The 19,381-nt window shown below is 39.0% G+C and carries 16 protein-coding genes; 12 read left to right on the top strand and 4 right to left on the bottom strand.

The window, feature by feature from the left end:
* Positions 1-2: 2 nt before the first annotated feature.
* The 3 genes from CWB60_RS01980 to CWB60_RS01970 all read left to right on the top strand — a co-directional run bounded on the left by CWB60_RS01980 (position 3) and on the right by CWB60_RS01970 (position 4,482).
* Positions 3-1,013, top strand: coding sequence for an ArsJ-associated glyceraldehyde-3-phosphate dehydrogenase (locus CWB60_RS01980; RefSeq protein ID WP_096042729.1), 1,011 nt, complete (start codon positions 3-5; stop codon positions 1,011-1,013).
* A 31-nt stretch (positions 1,014-1,044) separates the two neighbouring features.
* Complete coding sequence (gene arsJ / locus CWB60_RS01975) at positions 1,045-2,262, top strand: organoarsenical effux MFS transporter ArsJ (protein ID WP_138576614.1); 1,218 nt, start codon at positions 1,045-1,047, stop codon at positions 2,260-2,262.
* Positions 2,263-2,361: 99 nt separating this feature from the next.
* Entirely contained in the window at positions 2,362-4,482 is a 2,121-nt protein-coding gene (locus CWB60_RS01970) for a methyl-accepting chemotaxis protein (protein ID WP_138576612.1), read from the top strand.
* A 96-nt stretch (positions 4,483-4,578) separates the two neighbouring features.
* On the opposite strand, the gene CWB60_RS01965 is transcribed toward CWB60_RS01970, so the two are convergent.
* The gene (locus tag CWB60_RS01965) at positions 4,579-5,166 is read right to left on the bottom strand and encodes a TetR/AcrR family transcriptional regulator (protein ID WP_024032893.1); all 588 of its coding nucleotides are present in this window, start codon (positions 5,164-5,166) and stop codon (positions 4,579-4,581) included.
* A gap of 132 nt (positions 5,167-5,298) precedes the next feature.
* Between CWB60_RS01965 and CWB60_RS01960 the strand changes: the two genes are divergently transcribed.
* Positions 5,299-5,841 carry a carboxymuconolactone decarboxylase family protein gene (locus tag CWB60_RS01960; RefSeq protein ID WP_024032892.1) on the top strand — a complete coding sequence of 181 codons (543 nt, stop codon included), beginning with the start codon at positions 5,299-5,301 and terminating at the stop codon, positions 5,839-5,841.
* Between the two features lie 63 nt (positions 5,842-5,904).
* Here CWB60_RS01960 and CWB60_RS01955 read toward each other — a convergent pair whose 3' ends face one another.
* Positions 5,905-6,435, bottom strand: coding sequence for a hypothetical protein (locus tag CWB60_RS01955; protein WP_138576610.1), 531 nt, complete (start codon positions 6,433-6,435; stop codon positions 5,905-5,907).
* Between the two features lie 53 nt (positions 6,436-6,488).
* Between CWB60_RS01955 and CWB60_RS01950 the strand changes: the two genes are divergently transcribed.
* Complete coding sequence (locus tag CWB60_RS01950) at positions 6,489-6,872, top strand: DUF1294 domain-containing protein (protein WP_024032890.1); 384 nt, start codon at positions 6,489-6,491, stop codon at positions 6,870-6,872.
* 38 nt (positions 6,873-6,910) lie between these two features.
* Here CWB60_RS01950 and CWB60_RS01945 read toward each other — a convergent pair whose 3' ends face one another.
* The gene (locus CWB60_RS01945; protein ID WP_024032889.1) at positions 6,911-7,267 is read right to left on the bottom strand and encodes a PEGA domain-containing protein; all 357 of its coding nucleotides are present in this window, start codon (positions 7,265-7,267) and stop codon (positions 6,911-6,913) included.
* A gap of 134 nt (positions 7,268-7,401) precedes the next feature.
* Positions 7,402-9,375 (bottom strand): serine/threonine-protein kinase, encoded by a 1,974-nt coding sequence (locus CWB60_RS01940; protein WP_138576608.1) that lies wholly within the window; start codon positions 9,373-9,375, stop codon positions 7,402-7,404.
* Positions 9,376-9,879: 504 nt separating this feature from the next.
* Here CWB60_RS01940 and tagH point away from each other — a divergent pair.
* Genes tagH through CWB60_RS01905 form a run of 7 tightly spaced genes read left to right on the top strand, consistent with a single transcriptional unit; the run spans position 9,880 to position 19,298 of the window.
* Positions 9,880-11,154 carry a type VI secretion system-associated FHA domain protein TagH gene (gene tagH, locus CWB60_RS01935; protein ID WP_138576606.1) on the top strand — a complete coding sequence of 425 codons (1,275 nt, stop codon included), beginning with the start codon at positions 9,880-9,882 and terminating at the stop codon, positions 11,152-11,154.
* Between the two features lie 15 nt (positions 11,155-11,169).
* Positions 11,170-11,634 (top strand): type VI secretion system lipoprotein TssJ, encoded by a 465-nt coding sequence (gene tssJ, locus CWB60_RS01930; protein ID WP_024032885.1) that lies wholly within the window; start codon positions 11,170-11,172, stop codon positions 11,632-11,634.
* A 14-nt stretch (positions 11,635-11,648) separates the two neighbouring features.
* Complete coding sequence (gene tssK, locus CWB60_RS01925; protein ID WP_138576604.1) at positions 11,649-12,977, top strand: type VI secretion system baseplate subunit TssK; 1,329 nt, start codon at positions 11,649-11,651, stop codon at positions 12,975-12,977.
* 20 nt (positions 12,978-12,997) lie between these two features.
* Positions 12,998-14,278: a type VI secretion system protein TssL, long form gene (tssL, locus tag CWB60_RS01920; protein ID WP_138576602.1), complete on the top strand. Its 1,281-nt coding sequence runs from the start codon at positions 12,998-13,000 to the stop codon at positions 14,276-14,278.
* 10 nt (positions 14,279-14,288) lie between these two features.
* Positions 14,289-17,798: a type VI secretion system membrane subunit TssM gene (gene tssM, locus CWB60_RS01915; protein WP_138576600.1), complete on the top strand. Its 3,510-nt coding sequence runs from the start codon at positions 14,289-14,291 to the stop codon at positions 17,796-17,798.
* Positions 17,780-18,508, top strand: coding sequence for a type VI secretion system-associated protein TagF (gene tagF / locus CWB60_RS01910; RefSeq protein ID WP_024032881.1), 729 nt, complete (start codon positions 17,780-17,782; stop codon positions 18,506-18,508). The genes tssM and tagF overlap by 19 nt, the downstream gene beginning before the upstream one ends.
* Positions 18,501-19,298: a PP2C family protein-serine/threonine phosphatase gene (locus CWB60_RS01905; RefSeq protein WP_138576598.1), complete on the top strand. Its 798-nt coding sequence runs from the start codon at positions 18,501-18,503 to the stop codon at positions 19,296-19,298. Before tagF ends, CWB60_RS01905 begins: the two co-directional genes overlap by 8 nt.
* Positions 19,299-19,381: the final 83 nt, after the last annotated feature.

The raw sequence follows: 19,381 nt of genomic DNA, 5'->3' as shown, positions 1-19,381 counted from the left end.
TTATGACAATTAAAGTAGGTATTAACGGCTTTGGCCGTATGGGACGTTTAACACTGCGCGCGGCTTTAGAGTGGCCAGAAGTAGAATTTATTAAAGTAAACGATGTAGCGGGCGATGCTAAAACACATGCCCATTTATTAGAGTTTGACTCAGTGCACGGGCGTTTAGCCCAAAATGTTACAGCAAACGAGAATAGCTTTAGTGTGGGTAAACATACTATTGCCGTTACCAATAACAAAACCATTAGCGATACCGATTGGTCAGATTGCGATGTTGTAATAGAAGCCAGCGGTAAAATGAAAACCACTGAGCTGTTAAATCAATATTTAGCACAAGGTGTAAAGCGCGTTGTGGTAACCGCTCCGGTAAAAGAAGACGGCATTTTAAATGTGGTTATGGGCGTTAACGATAATTTATATAACCCAGATGAGCACAAAATTGTGACTGCGGCTTCGTGTACGACTAACTGTTTAGCGCCTATTGTAAAAGTACTGCAAGAAAAAGTAGGCATTAAGCACGGCTCAATGACCACTATTCACGATATTACCAATACCCAAACTATTATTGATGCGCCACATAAAGACTTACGCCGTGCTCGTTCGTGCGGGACAAGTTTAATACCTACCACAACCGGTAGTGCAACAGCCATTACGCATATATTCCCTGAGCTAAAAGGTAAGTTAAATGGCCATGCCGTACGCGTACCTTTAACTAACGCATCAATTACCGACTGTGTATTTGAGCTTGAGCGTGGTGTAACTGCCGCTGAGGTGAATGAATGGTTTGCTCAGGCGTCTAAAAACGAGCTTGCTGGCGTATTAGGTTACGAAGAAAAACCGCTGGTATCGATTGATTACAAAACCGATCCACGCAGTAGCATTATTGATGCGCTCTCTACCATGGTTATTAATAATACCCAGCTTAAGTTATACGCTTGGTACGATAACGAATGGGGCTACGCTAATCGTACTGCCGAGCTTATGCTTAAAGTTGCTAAAAGTGACTTGGTTTAACCATTAATTAAAGGTTTTAAGGGCGTTAACCATGTTTGAGCAACTCGCTAATTTACCTACAGCAATAAAACAGTATTTAATAATTACCGGTAATTACTGGGCATTTACCTTAACCGATGGCGCACTACGTATGCTGGTGGTGCTGCATTTTCATCAGTTAGGGTATGGTGCGCTGGCCATTGCCATGCTGTTTTTGCTTTACGAAATTTTTGGTGTGATCACCAATTTAGTGGGCGGTTGGCTAGGGGCTCATTTAGGCCTTAATAAAACCATGAACTTTGGCTTGGCGCTGCAAATAATGGCGCTTGCCATGTTATGCGCGCCAAGTGAATGGCTCACCGTAGCTTATGTTATGGCCGCGCAAGCGCTTAGCGGCATAGCAAAAGACTTAAATAAAATGAGCGCCAAAAGCGCCATTAAACACTTAGTGCCCGAGGGAGAAAGCGGCCAAGGCCAGCTCTATAAATGGGTGGCTATTTTAACGGGCTCAAAAAATGCGTTAAAAGGGGTCGGCTTCTTTTTAGGTGGTTTACTCCTTACGGTACTGGGTTTTGTAGGTGCTTTAAAAGCCCTAATTTTATTACTCACTATTGCGTGGATTATTAGCGTTGTATTTTTAAAAGGCGACATGGGCAAGGCTAAAAATAAGCCTAAGTTTAAAGATCTATTTTCTAAATCCCGTGCAATAAATTTATTAAGCGCAGCACGGTTATGTTTGTTTGCCGCGCGTGATGTATGGTTTGTAGTGGCTTTACCTATTTATTTAGCCCAGCAGTTTAACTGGAACTTTTGGTGGGTAAGTGGCTTTATGGCACTTTGGGTAATTGGCTACGGTGGTGTGCAATCGCAAGCGCCGCGTATTACCGGCACCAGTAACTCAAACGTTGATACCGTTAAACATGCCTATTTATGGGTGTTGCTGCTAAGTGGTGTAACAGCACTATTAGCACTTTTTATGCAACTTGATGTGGCCGTGCATGCCACGCTGATTATAGGTTTGCTTATTTTTGGCGGTGTATTTGCCGTTAATTCATCTGTGCATAGTTACTTAATTGTCAGCTTTGCTAAAAGCGATGGTGTATCGCTTGATGTTGGCTTTTATTACATGGCCAATGCCATGGGGCGTTTACTGGGCACAGTGCTTTCGGGGTGGGTGTTTCAGGTTTATGGCTTTGTAGCGTGTTTGTGGGTGAGCGTTGCTTTACTCATAGGTGCCACGATAACCACTGCTATTTTGGCCAAGCGTTAGGCTTAATTGTTCAAAAAACTTAAATTATTTTATGTTATTGATGGCTTGATGCAGTTTGTATATTAAACTGTAGGGGTGTTTTAACAAAAGGTAATTTAAGTGCGAGAACTCACGTTAGCAAAAAAGTTATTATGGATAACTGTAGGGAGTACATTTTTAACAGTATTAGTACTTTCTGGGGTTTTATGGTGGCAAATGTCATCAAACAGCGAGGCGCTCGCTAAAGAATCTGAAAATTATATCGTGGCCGAAGTTGAGCAAAAGCTTAGCGCAAACGCGGCTGCTTACGGCGAAAAAATTGCCGGATTTATCAACGAAGCTTACCGAATTCCAAACTCATTAGCTGCATTACTTGGTGATGCGGCTAATACTCAAACATTAAACCGCGACACGGTAGTGAGCATTAACCGGTCTATACTTGAAAAAAATCGGTTTTTATCGTCAATTTATTCGCAGTTTGAAGCCAATGCCTTTGATGGGCAAGACGCGCAATTTAAGCAAGGATATAAACACTCAGTTAATGGCGATGGCACGTTAGAAGTATATATAACGCGTGACCAAAACGGCATTATTGAGCAGCAAAAAGTAGCTAACGCTGCCGATAAATACCTGACCTCGTTAAACGAATTTGGTATTCGTGAAGCGCATTGGTATTTATGCGCAAAAGATACACTTAAGCCCTGTATTATGGAACCTTACCTTTACGAAATACCTTCTGGCGATTCGGTTATGCTTACCTCTTTAACCGTACCTATTACTAAATCGGGCCGCTTTATTGGTTTAGCAGGCGTTGATTTAACGCTCCCTACGTTTCAGGGCTTAACCGAAAAGCTTTCGAGCGAACTTTATAACGGCCAAGCAAAAGTAACACTTTTAAGTGATATAGGTTTAATTGTAGGCAGCAGTCATTATAAATCTAAATTAGGCCGCCCATTTAAAGAGGCGGTTAGTAGCAATACTTACAGTGAGCTGGTTAAATTTAAAGGGCAACATGGCCTTTTTAAAACACCTAGCGAGTATTTAGTTAACTACCCAATTAACATTAAGCTGGCTAACACTCAGTGGAGCCTACTTATTGAAGTGCCAAGTAATTTAGCACTAGAGGGGCCTAATGCCTTAGCTAAAAACATGAGTGACTCGGCCAATCAGCTCGGTGTTGTTATTTTAATAACCGGTGCTGTTATTGCTTTAATTGCTTTTATTATTATGAAAGTGGTAGTGGGCACTGTGGTTGCACCCCTTGAGCAAATTCAACAGCGTGTAGATAACCTTGCCAGCTCAGAAGGTGACTTAACTCACACACTCCATGTAGATACCCACGCAGAGCTAATTGCGCTTGCGGGTGGTTTTAATGCCTTTTTAGCTAAGTTACGTGGCTTAATTGCAGAGCTTAAAGATGTATCGTCGCAAACAAAACAGCAAGGCGAAATAGCACAGCATATCGCTATTGATACAAAACATAATGTGCAATCGCAGTTTCAAGAAATTGAAAGCGTAGTGACCGCTATGAACGAAATGAGCGCCACCGCACTTGAAGTTGCCAGAGCCTCTGAGCAATCTGCTCAACAAGCGGATGAAATAAATGGTTTAGTCGTTAGCAGTGAGTCGAGCTTGTCATCGGCTATGAGCCAAGTGAAAACCATGTCTGAAGAAATAAAAGAAGCTAACCAAGCGGTTGAAAAAGTGGCTTCGCGTAGTAAAGATATTACGCAAATTTTAGATGTGATCAGAACCATTTCAGAGCAAACCAACTTACTTGCACTTAATGCCGCCATTGAGGCAGCACGCGCTGGCGAGCACGGCAGAGGCTTTGCGGTAGTTGCCGATGAAGTACGTGCACTGGCGTCTAAAACACGCTCATCTACCGATGATATTAGCCAACTTATAGATAGCTTATTGTTAGAAGTAGGTAATGCATCGACCGTAATTGAAAAAGGCGTAGTACGCGCGCAAAGCGCAGTAGACGAAACCTCAGTGGCGTTTGAAGCACTGCACAGTGTGGTAGTAAAAGTAGATGAAATTACTAATCAAATTACCCACATTGCCACCGCAGCTGAGGAACAAAGCTTAGTAACCGAAGAGATAAACCGTAACCTTACGCTTATTTCAGATGCTGCGTCGCAACTTGCTGATTTATCTACCCAAGCTGGCGATAGTAGCGAAGCGCTTAATGCACTGGTAGCGCAGCAAGATAGCGAGCTTAATAAACTTAAAACGTAAGTAAAGCTCAACCCTAGCAAATATAAAAAGCGGCTAATTCACAGCAATTAGCCGCTTTTTTAGTTGAGACTTTTTAGAAGTTAGTAATGCGGAACGTTATAGTTTTTTGATCAAGGCAAACATTTGGTTGATCATTGGCTGCGCTAATTGCTCAACCCCTGGGCGGTTAAAATAGCCACGCAGCCCAGTAAATTGCACCTGAAAAAATTGCGCGTATTCAAGCGCGGTAAGGTTGCTGCTTAGCTCATTATTTTTAATGGCTTGAGCAAATAAGGTGGTTAAGTAGGCTTCAAATTTTGCCGATAGGTCTAAGCTTAGCTCGTATAACGAGGCGTCTTTTTCTGCAAATTCGCTGTTTGCTTTTACCAACATACAAATAGCACTTGGGCTACAGTCTTTGGTTTTAATAATTACGTTTTCTACAAACGCACGCAAACCACCTAAAACAGAGTCAGAACTTGCTAAAAACCCGTCAATTTGGCTTTTCATTTGTACTGTGTAGTCTTTTAAAGACTCGCTGTATAGGCCTTCTTTAGAGCCAAACGCCGCATATATACTGCCTGGGCGCATGTTAATGGCTTCTTGTAAATCGCGGGTTGAGGTGGCGTTAAACCCCTTTTCCCAAAATAATTGGCTTGCAACGCGAATTACATTATCGCGCTCAAATTTAACTTTGTTTGCCATTTTAATCTCAACTATTTTGAACGTATGCTCAATTTTAACTTGAACAGTCGTTCAAAATCAAATAATATGTGTCTCGAAGTTACTTAACCTGACACCAGGTTACTCAAACACATTAATTTATTGGAGCAGAACATGGCAGAATTTACGTTATATACTCAAGACAACGCACCAGAAGAATCAAAATCGCTTATGGCTGATTCAGTAGCAGCATTTGGCATGTTGCCTAACCTTCATGCCGTAATGGCCGAAGCGCCTACGCTACTTAAAGGTTACCAAGTACTGCATGAGTTATTTCAAAACACCTCGTTTAACGCAGAAGAGCTAACTGTGGTATGGCAAACAATTAATGTTGAGCACGAGTGCCATTACTGTGTACCAGCACACAGCGCAATTGCCGCTTCAATGAATGTAGACCAAGATATTGTTGATGCCCTAGTAAACAAAACACCACTTGCAGATGCAAAACTTGAAACACTGCGTGAAACAACGCTTGCAATGACACGCGATCGCGGCGTAATTAGCGATGAGCAAATTGAGAAGTTTTTTGCAGCAGGTTACGGTAAACAGCAACTACTAGAAATTGTTGTAGGCTTATCGCAAAAAGTAATGAGCAACTACACTAACCACCTTGCTGATACACCAGTTGACGAACCATTTAAAAAGTTTGCTAAATAATAGCGGTTTTATAAATAACAAAGGCAGCTTAGGCTGCCTTTTTGTATTGTAAGCGAATGGCCATTATTTAAATTTAACGGCTTTAGTGCTGCGTGTATAAGTACGCTGCTCGGGCTTAGTCCACTCACCCTTTTTTAAATAAGAAGTTGAAACTACAAACGTATCGTTTTTTAGCTCGCTGATCGAGCGCACTTTAGTAATACCTTCTTTACTGCCTGTTACCTCTTCATACGCTACAAATTGGGTAGGGCTGAGCACTTTCATGGTGCCTTTTGTGTAAAAACCTGCGGTAGTAAAATAGTAAAACACCATTGACTCTTTTTTACTGTCGTAAAAAATCATTGATTCCCCACCATACTCACCTTCATTAATAGAGTGCTTGGTATGTATAGCTTTACCATTTAATGCGCGCTCCCAGAGGCCAACATCTTGTACAGGTTTTGCGCCTTTAGGTACGTCAAAATCGGCCTGCCAAGTACCTAAATAAGGTTTAAATACAGCGAGTTCTTTATCAAGGTTGCTTGGGGTATCAGCGGCGTAACTATTAAAGGCGTATAAGCATAATACTAAAAATAGGGCTTTAAAGTATGTCATAATTTGGCTCTTATTATTTTGGTTTAACTCTTTTTAGTATAGGCGATCATGAATTGATAAAGAAAACATTAATCACCTTCTCACTGCTTTTTTTGGTCGCAGTTTGGCAAGCTCATTGGCTTTATAATATGAGCATTTATATACCAAGCTACTTTACAGGTTTAAGCTTTTTTACTTTTATAATGTACGCATGGGATAAACGACAAGCTAAACAATCAGCGCATAAAAAAGTAAACCGCACACCCGAGCGCACGCTTCAGTTACTGTCGTTACTAGGCGGTTGGCCCGGCGCACTCATTGCACAGCAATGGCTTAGGCATAAATCGCAAAAACGTCGTTTTATAGTGGTGTTATGGCTGTGTATTTTTGGGAATGTGAGTGTAATAGGGGCTATTACATTTTTTGCAGAAAACGTGAGAGTTATGCCTTTAAATTAATGTATATTTAAAGGCATAAATACAATTTTACACGGTGTTTAGTTTGCAGCTTCAGTTTTGGCTACTTCATCTAACTCTACTGTAAGTATGGTTTTTTTATCAACCACAACCCACTTACGATAAGTTTGGTAACCTGGTTTGCTTACCTCAATATCGTATTCACCTTCTTTTAGTTCGATCGCGTCTTGGTATACCGGTTTGATATTCATAATACGTACGCGAGCGTCATTAGGGTTAGTAATTACGGTAAGTGAGATTGGAGCAACCACTTCGGCTACTTCAGCCTGAACATCGGCAACATTGTCTTCAACTTTTTGTTCAGTTTCATTCATATTTGAAGTGTTTGCACAGCCACTTAAGATGAGTAATGCTGCAAGTGCGGTTATTTTTTTCATGTGAGCTCCGTAAAATTATTATTTTAAAATAGGGCCATGAAAGTAAGGAAGTAATAAAGTAGATAATATTTGTCTTTCCTAAATTCATAGCTTTTATATTTATTATTTAAAAACTTTCAAATACACTAATGGTGCTACAGCATAATACTATCTAAGGACTTTGTTATAGCTTCACTTCGCTCAACTAATGTTTCAGCTGTTCGATACATTCTTTTTTTCATTAAGCTATTGGCCATTGTGATATAGCGCTTTGACAATTCTTGCCTGATAGATACTAATAAAGGAAAATCATTGGGCAAAATAGTCGACTCTGAGTCAATTAACTCCTCTAGTGCAATTAAATCTTTATATTTATCTATAACAGTTAGTTGCTTAGAATAGCGTTCGAAGCGTTGTTCATAAAACACTAAAGCAGCATTTGAAGGGAAGACTACCTCCTTACCTTGATTAAGTTTATCTTGATAATCAGTTAACGCGATTATTGCAGACTCTCTTTGTAGTAAACTTTCAAAGCTAACTTCAGATTTCTGTTTTTTATCCAAAATGGCTTTACCAACGGATATTAAAGAACTTTGAGTGACTACATCATCTTTAGCGATTGCGTTTTCTAACGCTTTTTTGTAGTTTTCGAAGTGGGTAGGAGATACTTGATAAACATAAGTTTTATCTACCTCATGTAAATCAAGAATTAACTGAGGAATACTATTGTTATCAACTTCGTTATAACGAGATTGCTCTAAAAGTAAATTAATTCGCGATGTAATATCAAAAATAATAGATTGTCTTTCTCTTAAAATGCTTTCCAGTTGCACAGAAAGCTTTTCTGAATCTGGGTAGTATTCAAGCGCTTGAGTGTATACATCTATTGTTTCGTCGAAGTTCTTAAACTTATCACCACTATTATTTAGCTGATTAGCCATACCATCAAAGCTTTGCAAAACACTCTCTTGATTTACACGCAATAAGCCTTGCTTTAAAACTTCGTATTGCGGCGGTATTTCAGAAAGCTTATCGAGTATGCTTGGGCCACTCCACGACATCCACGTTTTTACTTGCTGATTTATAGCCTGAGCATTATCTAATTTTGCTTCGAGCTGTTTTACATTGTTATCGTTAGATAAGTAATATTGCCCTGCTAATACTGTAGCAACCACTAAGCTTGCTACTAGTGCGATAGCTGGTTTGTAATTATGGTTTAATTTAGCAGTAATGGGGTCGAGTGAACTTAATCTATCAGAAGCGTTTAATGCAATTGCTTTATTTAAGCTACCCCACAACCATAATGGGCAGTTACTAGGGCGTTTTGCCGATGTCTCTTTTGCTAGCTTATCAGCTGCTACGCGGTTAAATGGATGTTTGCTGCTTAATAGTTCAAGGGCTATACATGCGTAAGAAAATACATCATCTTTAACTGATGCTTCTGCACCTTTAAGTTGCTCCGGGCTTGCATAGGTGGGGGTGTAACCACCTACAACTGCGGCATTTTGTTGGTTTTGAACAGCATAGGCATCTTCAATGGTTTTATGTTTTGCAATCCCAAAATCAAGTACTTTTAAGTTGCCGTTAGAATCAAAAATAATATTCGATGGCTTTAAATCATTGTGGATAACACCGCGTGCATGCGCGTAAATCAGTGCATCAGCTAACTGCTCTAAAATTACTTTGGCTTTTTTAAACACCATGCCAGTGGGTTTATTTCTTTTTATTATTTGCTCAAGTGTTTCGCCTTCAACAAGCTCCATTGTTACATAGTGAAGATCGCCATCTGAACCTGCTGAATAGACTTTAACTATATTAGGGTGAGCTAACCGTTGTGTTTTAGTGGTTTCATCTTTTAGGAGAGTGATGGCCTCTTCTGAGTGTGAAAACTCTTCGAGTAACACCTTTATCGCAACAAACACTTCAGGGCGGCTTGGGCTTTCTAAAAATAAATCCCTTGCGCGATAGATATAACACATACCGCCTTGGCCAATTAATTCTTCAACCAAGTAACGAGCAGATATTTTTTTGCCAATTAGATTGAGCTTATTTTTAGCTTGGGGTTTTTTGAGATTTGAATCAAGCGACGCTATCTGAGTTTTATCGTTAGAATTATTGATACCGCTCATTATAAATCCTTTTATTGTGTATATATAAATAATTGCAAAGGTGAATTTTTATCGTTTTTATCGTTTTTATCAATTCTCCCTTTGATAACGGCAGTATTTTTACAAAAAAAGATTACTTTAGCAATCTTTCTAGCGTAGAAGTTTCATACAAAATTAATTATGTCGCCTGTTTTAACTAACTTAAAATTTGTTTTTATTTTTAAACTTAAAAAATAACGTGCTTAAAAGCGCTGTAAAAGCGCTGTAAAAGGCGTAAAAGGTACATTCATCGGTAATTTATCACTTTATTTTGTTTGGGATTAAATTTGTTACAGTGTGCTGGAAAAGGAACATTCAAACGGTGATTTAATTATTGGATTTCATGTTTTTAGGTTTATTAGATTTATCATTGTCTTCAAATTTAAATATATGTGTATATTTTTATATATTAATTTCAATGTTGACAATAGTTTCGCTTCTACTTTATCCTAATAAAAATGTAGATTTATGGGACTAACTTATCAAATGGAACTGATACTAAATATAACTAGTTATCATAGACTCTCGCCTGAAATTGAAGCTTCTAAAACAACTAAACACTCTCTTATTTTTGGCCGCTCGGAAGCGTGCGATTGGCACTTGCCTGATCCTGAAAAAATAATTTCTAGCCAACACGGCCGTATTGAAAAAGAAGGGGATTCGTTTTACTTATACGATACCTCTACTAACGGAACGTTTGTTAATTTTGGCGTGTCTGCGCTTGGTCAAGGTAATAAACACCGTTTAGCACACAGTGATGTGATTACAGTGGGGGACTTTCAAATTGAGGTCGAGTTAGCTGATTCTCAATCTACGACAGCATACAATGAAGCACGCCCAAATACGGATGACTTTGCACTAAGAAATAGTGCCCCGGCACCTGCAATAGATAATTTTTCTTCAAGTGACTTATTTTTAAATGAATCTATTTTAGATGAGTCAATGCCTGCTGTTTCAATGAAAGAAGAAAACATGGCACAGCCTGATAATCAAATTCCTGAAAATTGGGATGGGTTATCACATTTAATGAACCCTGATGTGTCAGTCTCACCGCAAAACCATTTTGATGATGTTGCAGTGGCAGAACAACCCGTTAAAGTTGAGCCACAAAAAACACCAGAACCCGTTAAGCAGCCAGTAAAACAAGCGCAAACACACGCTAGTACCGCAAGCGCTAATTCCGCTTTATCGGAGGCGTTTTTAAAAGGTTTAGGTGTTAAAACAGAGCTTCAAAATGCCCTCAATACACCAGAGTTGTGGTTTGAAATGGGGCAAAGTTTAAATTTATTATTAAACGAGCTGATGGAGTCATTAAGACAACGAGCATTGGTAAAAAATCAATTACGTTTGAATCAAACCATGTTTCAAACAAAGCAAAATAACCCTATAAAATTTTCTGCTGATATTGATGATGTTATTCAGAATTTATTCATAAGAAATAGTGCAAGCTTCCTGTCGTCTCGTGAATCGATTAAAGAAAGTTTTACTGATACACGAAGACATGAACATGCTTTATTAGCAGGAGCTGATGGTGTACTTAAAGGGATTTTAGAGCAGGTTTCTCCCCAGCAGATCACCCAGCAAGTAAATGAAAACTCTAATGTATTAAAGATTATTCCAGGCCAGTCAGAAGCAAAATGTTGGAAGATATACCAAAGCCTTCATGAAGAGCTAGCGCATGATGTTAATGCTAAAGGCGCTATGGCGTTATCTGACGATTTTTTAAAGGCTTACAATGATAAAACTCAAGAAACGTTTTAGGAAGGAAAGTAAATAATGTCTAAACTTAAGCTCTTTTTTATGAGCATTAGCCTACTCTTTTTGACGGTTGGGTGTACCACCGTAAATAAAATAGTGCCGCCTTCAACTGATTTAATTATTAATGTTTCTAAAGATGTAAACCCAGACACATCAGAGAGACCGTCGCCAGTTGTTATGAAAATATTTGAACTTAGTTCACGAACAATTTTTGATACGCAGGACTTTTTTAGCTTATACGAAACGCCTGAAAAGCTACTGGGTCCAGATTTACTTAAAAAAGATGAGTTAGAGCTACAACCAAACTCAGTACAAAAATACAAAATGAGCCTTAACAGAAATACCCGTTATGTGGGTGTTGTTGTGGCCTATAGAGATATCGACCAAGCAAGGTGGAGGGCCGTTATAGAGGTTGACCCAACAGGCTATGACGATATAGATGTGAATGTTGAAGCAATTGCAACATACATGAGAGAGCGATAAAAAGGATTTGTAAAATGGGTGATAACACTCGTGTTGCGTGGACTGAAGGGATGTTCTTAAGGCCGCAACATTTTCAACAATCAGATAAGCATTTTTCTAACTTAATAAATCAATTATGCAATGGGAATTTATCTGATCCATGGGGCATAATTGATATAAGTATAGACACACAATTATTGAACTCAGGACAGTTTGCCCTTGAGTCTTTAAGTGCTATTACGCCTGATTTACTGCCAATTGAAATGCCACAGTCTACTCCTTTACCTGAGCCATTAGTGGTTAGTAAAGACGTGTATGATGAGGTGGTATACCTTGCTATCCCGGCAATCAAAAACAGTGGTATTAATATTTCAGCGCTGGATGAAAATATCGTCACGCGCTATAAGCTAAATGATCTAACAGTTAGTGACGACTCTTTGGGAGCTCAATCTCAAGAGGTAATTCAGGTTGCTAAAATTTATAGCAAGCTTGTACTTTCATCTGATGATCTCGCTGGGTATATTTTGCTACCTGTGGCGCGCATTATTGAAGTAAGCAATGAAGGAAGCATTAAGCTTGACACTAAATACATACCTGCCTCTTTAAAAGTAGGTCAATGCAAGCCGTTACTCGGTTTAGTAAGAGAAATAGGCTCTATGATAAAACAGCGTGCAGAGAGTATTTCTGTGCGTTTATGCCAAGGTTATGCAGGGAGTACCTCTGTTGCCGACTTTATCATGCTGCAAACCCTTAATAAATACGATGCTGTTTTTGACAATCTACTTAGCGTGAATAACCTCCACCCAAATGTATTTTATACCCGCCTTATTGAGCTTGCTGGCGAGCTATCTACTTTTAGTACTGCGAATAAAAGAGTACCAAAGCTGCCTAAGTACGATCATGAAAATTTGGGCAAAGTATTTTCTGAAGTAGTTAATTTTTTATATCAATCTTTAAGTCATGTTATTGAACAAACTGCGACAGAAATTAAATTAGAGCAAAGCAAGTTTGGTATTTCGTTTGGCGCACTAAAAGATAAATCTGTACTTAACTCGGCACAATTTGTTTTAGCGATCAAAGCAAGTGTACCGCACGAAGAGCTGCGCAAAATACTGCCCTCACAAATTAAGATTGGTAGTGTAGAAACCATACGTGACTTAGTTAATAACCAAATTCCTGGTATTACCATTAGTAACTTACCAACGGCACCGCGCCAAATCCCATACCATGCGGGTTTTCATTACTTTGAGTTAAACAAGCAGGGTGAACATTGGGAAAAACTTCGTTCAAGTGGTGGTATCGCTATCCACTTATCGGGCAATTACCCAGAGCTACAAATAAGCCTTTGGGCAATTAGAACCTAACTTTTAAAGGAAGAGTTTCAATGGATGAAACCATTATAAAACCTCGCCCTGGTAGACTAGGGCGTGACACTTCAAACACTCCGAATGTTGATAACGATGCTGATAAAACAGTGATGTCTGTTGAGCCAGTTGCCAGCAGTGTTGCTAATACGTCTAAAGTTTCAATTTTTAAAAACCCACTTTTAGAAGCGGCTACAGATTGTTTTTCAATAGTAATTTCGATTAGCCAAGCTAAAGAGATGACAAATATTGCTGCTTTAAAGCATCGCTGTGTTGAGGCTGTAAAGCGCTTTGAAGTTGAAGTGCGCAACCAGGGGCTTTCTAAAGATGTAATCACTAACTCGCGTTACTGCTTGTGTGCGATTTTAGATGAATCAGTTTTAAATTCTAAATGGAGCTCAATGGAGTGGGCTGATGAGAGTTTACTATCGACGTTTCATAAAGAAACGTTTGGCGGTGAATACTTTTACACCCTGCTTGATAATGCACTGGCTCAACCTGAACAGCACAAACAATTTATTGAGTTGCAGTACCATTGCTTAAACTTAGGCTTTAAAGGTAAATACAGGCTAGACAACGGTGGCGATACCAAAATAGAAGAATATCGCTCTCAAATGTATCACCTTTTAAATCAATTAGATGGCCCATTGAACAATAAACTTTCACCTAATTGGAAGCAGCGTGTTGCCGCTGGCGTAGAGCTTAGAAATCAAGTTCCGCTTTGGGTGATTTTTTCAGTGCTGGGCTTAGTGCTGTTAATGGTTTACTTATTTATCAACATGAAACTCAACGATGGCGTTACTTCACTTAACGATAAGCTGGCTGTTATTCATCCTATAGCGCAAAACGAAAGTGTAGATAAAAAAGATAAGCAGTTATTAGTACTTGAGCAGTTACTGCAAACAGAAATTCAGATGGGGATTGTTACAGTAAAGAAAAATCTAGACCGTATACGAATTTCAATAAATAATGAAAGTCTATTTAATCAAGGCGATGCGAAATTATTACCGTCCATTCAACCTATTTTAGAAAAGCTAGCACGTAGTTTAGAAGGGACAAAAGGCCGTATTTTAATTACTGGACATACCGATGATACGCCTATCCGTACCGATAAATATCCATCAAATTGGCATCTATCATTAGCGCGTGCAACGCAAGTTGCCAATTCTATGGCTAAAAGTACAAACCTAAGTGGCCGTTTATGGCCTGAGGGTAAAGGTGCAGCAGAGCCTATCGCCAGCAATTCAGATTCAGCTTCTCGGTCACTAAACCGACGAATTGAAATCGATTTATTATTTTAATGAGGCTGACATGAGTTTTTCACACAAAATAAAAAAAATTACTTACGTACTCACTTCTAAAACAGCCATGTTAATTATCGGCTTTTTGGCGTTATCTTTATTAATTTGGTTTGGTGGTCCGCTTATCGCGATTGCCGACTATATACCTTTAGAGAGCGTAGCAGCACGGCTATTAACTATTTTGTTTGTTATTTTAGTGTTTGCTATCACCAAAATTTATAGCTTAACGCAACAAAGCAAACGCGATGAGAAAATGGCCGATGAGTTAATTGAAAGCGATGAGTCGAGCAGTAACGAGGTGAATGAAGAGATCACCACGTTAAAAAATCGCATGAATGAAGCTATCAATTTACTCAAAGATGTAAAGCTATTTAAAGGTAAAAATATATATCAATTACCTTGGTATATTATGATTGGCCCGCCAGGGGCCGGTAAAACAACAGTTATTAATAACTCAGGCTTAGACTATCCGTTAAAAGATAAGTTAGGTGTTGATTTAGTCCATGGTGTTGGTGGTACACGAAACTGTGATTGGTGGTTCACTAATAAAGCCGTACTTATCGATACCGCAGGAAGATACACAACACAAAGTAGCCACGCAAAGCATGACTCGCGCGCCTGGGAAGGCTTTTTAGGGCTCTTACGCAAATACCGCCCTCTACGGCCCATTAATGGTGTAATGATCAGCATGGGTATTTCTGAGCTCATGAGTCAAACTAAAACAGAGCGTAATCTGCATGCCCGCGCAATTAAACAGCGCTTACAAGAGTTACAAAATCAGTTGGGTATGACTTTTCCGGTATACGTCATTCTTTCTAAAGTTGATTTAATTGAAGGTTTTAGAGAGTTTTTTGGCGAGCTTACAGAAGAGGAATGCGAGCAAGTTTGGGGGGTTACTTTTGAGTTAGACCTAGATAAAGACACTCAAGTTGAAGCGTTTAATAAAGAGTTTCACGCGTTAATTTCAAAGCTGACAGAAATGCTTAATCGTAGGTTGATTAACGAGCGTAATGAAGAAATACGAGCCAAAATTTTTGAATTTCCGAGACAACTTCGTGTGCTTCAAGGTGTGGGCGATGCGTTTTTAAAAGAAATTTTTACCCCTAACGCGTATGAAGAACTCCCTATGTTTAGGGGCGTGTATTTGACCAGTGCAACTCAAGAAGGGAAGCCAGCTAGTTTTTTAAATGATGTAAACTCAGCAGATTCTAGCTATATAAATCAATCGAAAAGCTTCTTTATTAAAAACGTTTTAGAAGGTGTGATTTTCCCTGAGCAAAACCTAGCAAGTACTAACAAACATCACGATAAGCAAAACAAATGGCTGAGAGTAGGTAGTATTTCTTTAGCCAGTATTGCGGTAATTGGTTTTTCTATTTCGTGGTACTTTAGCTTTGCATGGAATAATAATTTAATGGCTGCTACAGATGAAGCCATTGAAAATTATCAGGAGCTAGATGGAGCCTCGTTTGATAGAAGTAACTTATTAGTATTAAACGACAGGCTCAATGCGCTAAGAAACTTACCAGCTAACAATCCTGCGTTAGTTGATGACGATGAATCTCAGTCGATAGGTTTTAATAAGCTTAATGAAATTAAACAGTCATCTACACAAGCCTATAACAGGTCTCTACAAACGTATTTAGAACCTTATATAGCCAATACGTTAATTAAAGAAATGGAAGCGCATCCAGAGCACCTTAGCTATTTATACGAGACGCTAAAGTGCTATTTAATGCTATTCCAACCTGAGTACTTTGAAAGTGAAGACATTTCGGCTTGGTTTAATGCATACCTTGAAAGAAACCTACCAGGTGATAAAAATGCGCTAACTCGTGACCAGTTAATGAACCACATTGCTGCCTTATTAGAGCTGGGGGTTAGTCAAACAAAAATAGATAATCAAGCAGTGCGTATAGCTAGAGCTGAGTTAACTAAGTTACCAATAGCCGAAAGAGCATACCAACGCCTACAAGCTGATTTTCTTGATAGCAGCATTCCGCCGTTTAGATTAACAGACATTATTAGTTTTGAAAGCGCGCAAAAATTCACATTCAGAAACAACGGTGAGCTGACTCGAAGTATTCCTGGTTTATATACCTTTAACGGTTTTCACGGCATTTTTAATGTTGAAAAAAGTAAAATGCTTGGTAATTTGATGGCAAGCAGCTGGGTATATGGCGAGGAAGCTACGGGCACCTATGATATTTCTAAAGAAGAAATTGAAAAGAAATTAGAGCAGCGTTATTTCCAAGATTATATCTTCTTTTGGCAATCATTTATCGACGATTTAAGCCTGAATCAGTACAGCTCACCTGCTGAGGGGGTGAATATTACTGATGTACTTGCAGGCTCAGAAGCACCGATTAAAAACATTATTATGGCTGTACAAAAAAATGTGCAACTAACCAAACTGCCGGTGTCAGAGAATCAAAAAGCAGCGGGTAAAGTTGCCGCTAATGCCGCTGAAATTGCAATGCAAACTAAAGCTAACAGAATTAAACGTTTTTTACCTGACGAAGCGCCTAAGTTTGACATTAAACTACCAGGTTATCAGGTTGAAGAAGCGTTTGAGGATGTTATAAATATTGATGCTCAGCAATTAGATAACATTCAGAAAAACCTCAGAGAGCTTAATGTATATCTCACTAAGCTTGATAGAGGTGATCAATTAAAATCTTCGATAAAAGATCAGATCAGTGGAAAAAGTAAACCAAGTTTCATTCGCCAGCTTGAGTTCCAAAGCCGTGATCTACCTTACCCATTTAATAGCTGGTTATTAGATATAAGCAGAGATACCAGTAATATCACTAAAAATAGCGCTAACAGACACCTAAATGAGATTTGGAAAAGCCAAGTTTTACGTGAGTACAACGCAGCTATTGTGGGCCGATACCCTTTCTCTCCTTATGCACAAAAAGAAGTGAATATGAAAGACTTTACACGCTTCTTTGGACCAGATGGCACTATTGATAGCTTCTTCACTAACTATGTAGCGCCAAGTGTGGATATGAGTTCGAGTCCATGGAAGTTTGAAAAAGACATTGGCATAAGCGCTGATACTTTAGCCATGTTTGAACTAGCCCATCAAATTCAAATGGTATTCTTCGATGGTGGAAGTGCAACACCTAGAATTGAGTTTGGCTTACGTCCGCTATCGTTGGATAAAACTACATCGAGCTTAATGATTGAAATTGACGGTCAATCAATGATTTACCGCCATGGCCCTTTAAGAGTTACTAACTTTGTTTGGCCAGGCGCAAGTGGACAAAGTAAAACGCGAGTTGTATTCACTCCACCTAATGGAGGCCGCTCTGTAAATACAACTTACCAAGGTGAATGGTCGCTTTATCGCATGTTGGATGAGTTAAGCGCTAAAAGAGCAAAAACACGTGAGGATTTAGAGTTACATTTTTCTCTCATGGGTAACAACGCAAAAGTTGAGCTATTGCCAAAATCAATTAGACATCCATTTTGGAATAAAAGTGTAGAGAAGTTTTCATGTCCGACCCGATTATAAATATAGGCTACCTTGGCAAAGTCCCTAGCTTAGGGGACTTTGTTCAAGACAGCGTTTCGAAAGAATTTTCAGAGCACTGGGAGCAATGGCTGCAAGCAGCTATTGCTGTAAGCAAAGAACAGTTGGGTGACAATTGGCAAGATAACTACCTAACAGGCCCTGTATGGCATTTTGCATTATCGCCAAATATTGTCGGTGATAAAGGTGTAATGGGAACTCTGTTACCGAGCATGGATGCAGTAGGGCGTCATTATCCATTTACAGTGGCCAGTACATTAGAAGTTGCGCCGATAGAAGTATTAAATTCGGGCGTTTTCTCCTTAGAGTACGAAGACACAGTACTTAAAGTGCTCGATAGCTCTGTTGACCTTTTTACTTGGCGAAAAGACGTTGCTAAATCGATAAGCACCCTTATAGCGCCTAAAAAGCAGCTTAGTATTTCTCCCTCTAGCGACAAAAATAAAGAAGGTGAAGCATTTGAGTTCTCAGGTGATGAGCTATCAAGTGATGTTTTAAAAGACGCCCTTCATGCACTTTTATATAAAAAGCATGGTGATTATAGTGTTTGGTGGACACACGGTTCATGCAATATAAAGCCTATGATGCTTGTTACTTCAGGACTACCGCCTGTTAACCAAGTTGCTGCTATGTTAGATGGCCGATGGAAACATTGGGAATGGAATTACACACAGGTAAAAAATAGTGATTAGCAATTTAAGTACAAGTTACGCAATAACTCATCGCGGTGCAGTTAGGCAATTAAATGAAGACTCTCATGTTGAAATTAATAGCCATAACTTATGGGTAGTAGCTGATGGAATGGGTGGACATGAAGCGGGTGAAGTTGCAAGCCAACTAGTCGTAGATGTTATTAGAGCAAAAGTTGAAGAAAAGACACTAGCTACGCTTAGCGTTTCGCATATTGTTTCAGCTATTGAAGATGCAAATCGTCAATTAAATGAATACAGTGCTCAGTACTTAGGAAGCAAAACAGCGGGCAGTACAGTAACTGCTTTATTTATAAAAGATAATCAATATTACGTTTTATGGGTAGGTGACAGCCGGGCATACATGCTACGAAATGGTCAATTACAGCAAATATCGCGGGACCATAGCCAAGTGAACGATCTTATCGATGAAGGCGTAATTTCAGTTGAGGAAGCAAAAACGCACCCGCTTTCGAATGTGATTACCCGTGCTGTCGGCGTTACAGACGAAGTTAAAGTAGATGTAGTACAAGGTGAAGCAAATATTAATGATATTTTCTTACTTTGTTCAGATGGCTTAACAGGCGAATTGTCTGATGAAGAAATATGTTTGTCATTAGAACCTAATAGTATTATTGATTCAGGTATGGCGCTAATGCATTCTTCTTTAGTTAGAGGTGCACGCGATAATGTTACCTTTATTATAATTAAATATGGCCATGAAAATTTTAGTAGCAAATCGGAAACATACAAAATTCAAGATGAAGCTACAATTCCACTTTTTACTAAGTAGTTAATCTTAAATATAAAGAATACTATCTTTTTTGATTTAGAGTTTTTACTTTAATTTCCGGCATGGATTGATTAAGTATATTA

It is taken from the genome of Pseudoalteromonas sp. S327, from assembly GCF_005886415.1.
Taxonomy (GTDB): domain Bacteria; phylum Pseudomonadota; class Gammaproteobacteria; order Enterobacterales; family Alteromonadaceae; genus Pseudoalteromonas; species Pseudoalteromonas atlantica.
Note: the sequence above shows the minus strand (reverse complement) of the source record. Positions and strands in the feature narration are given on the sequence as shown.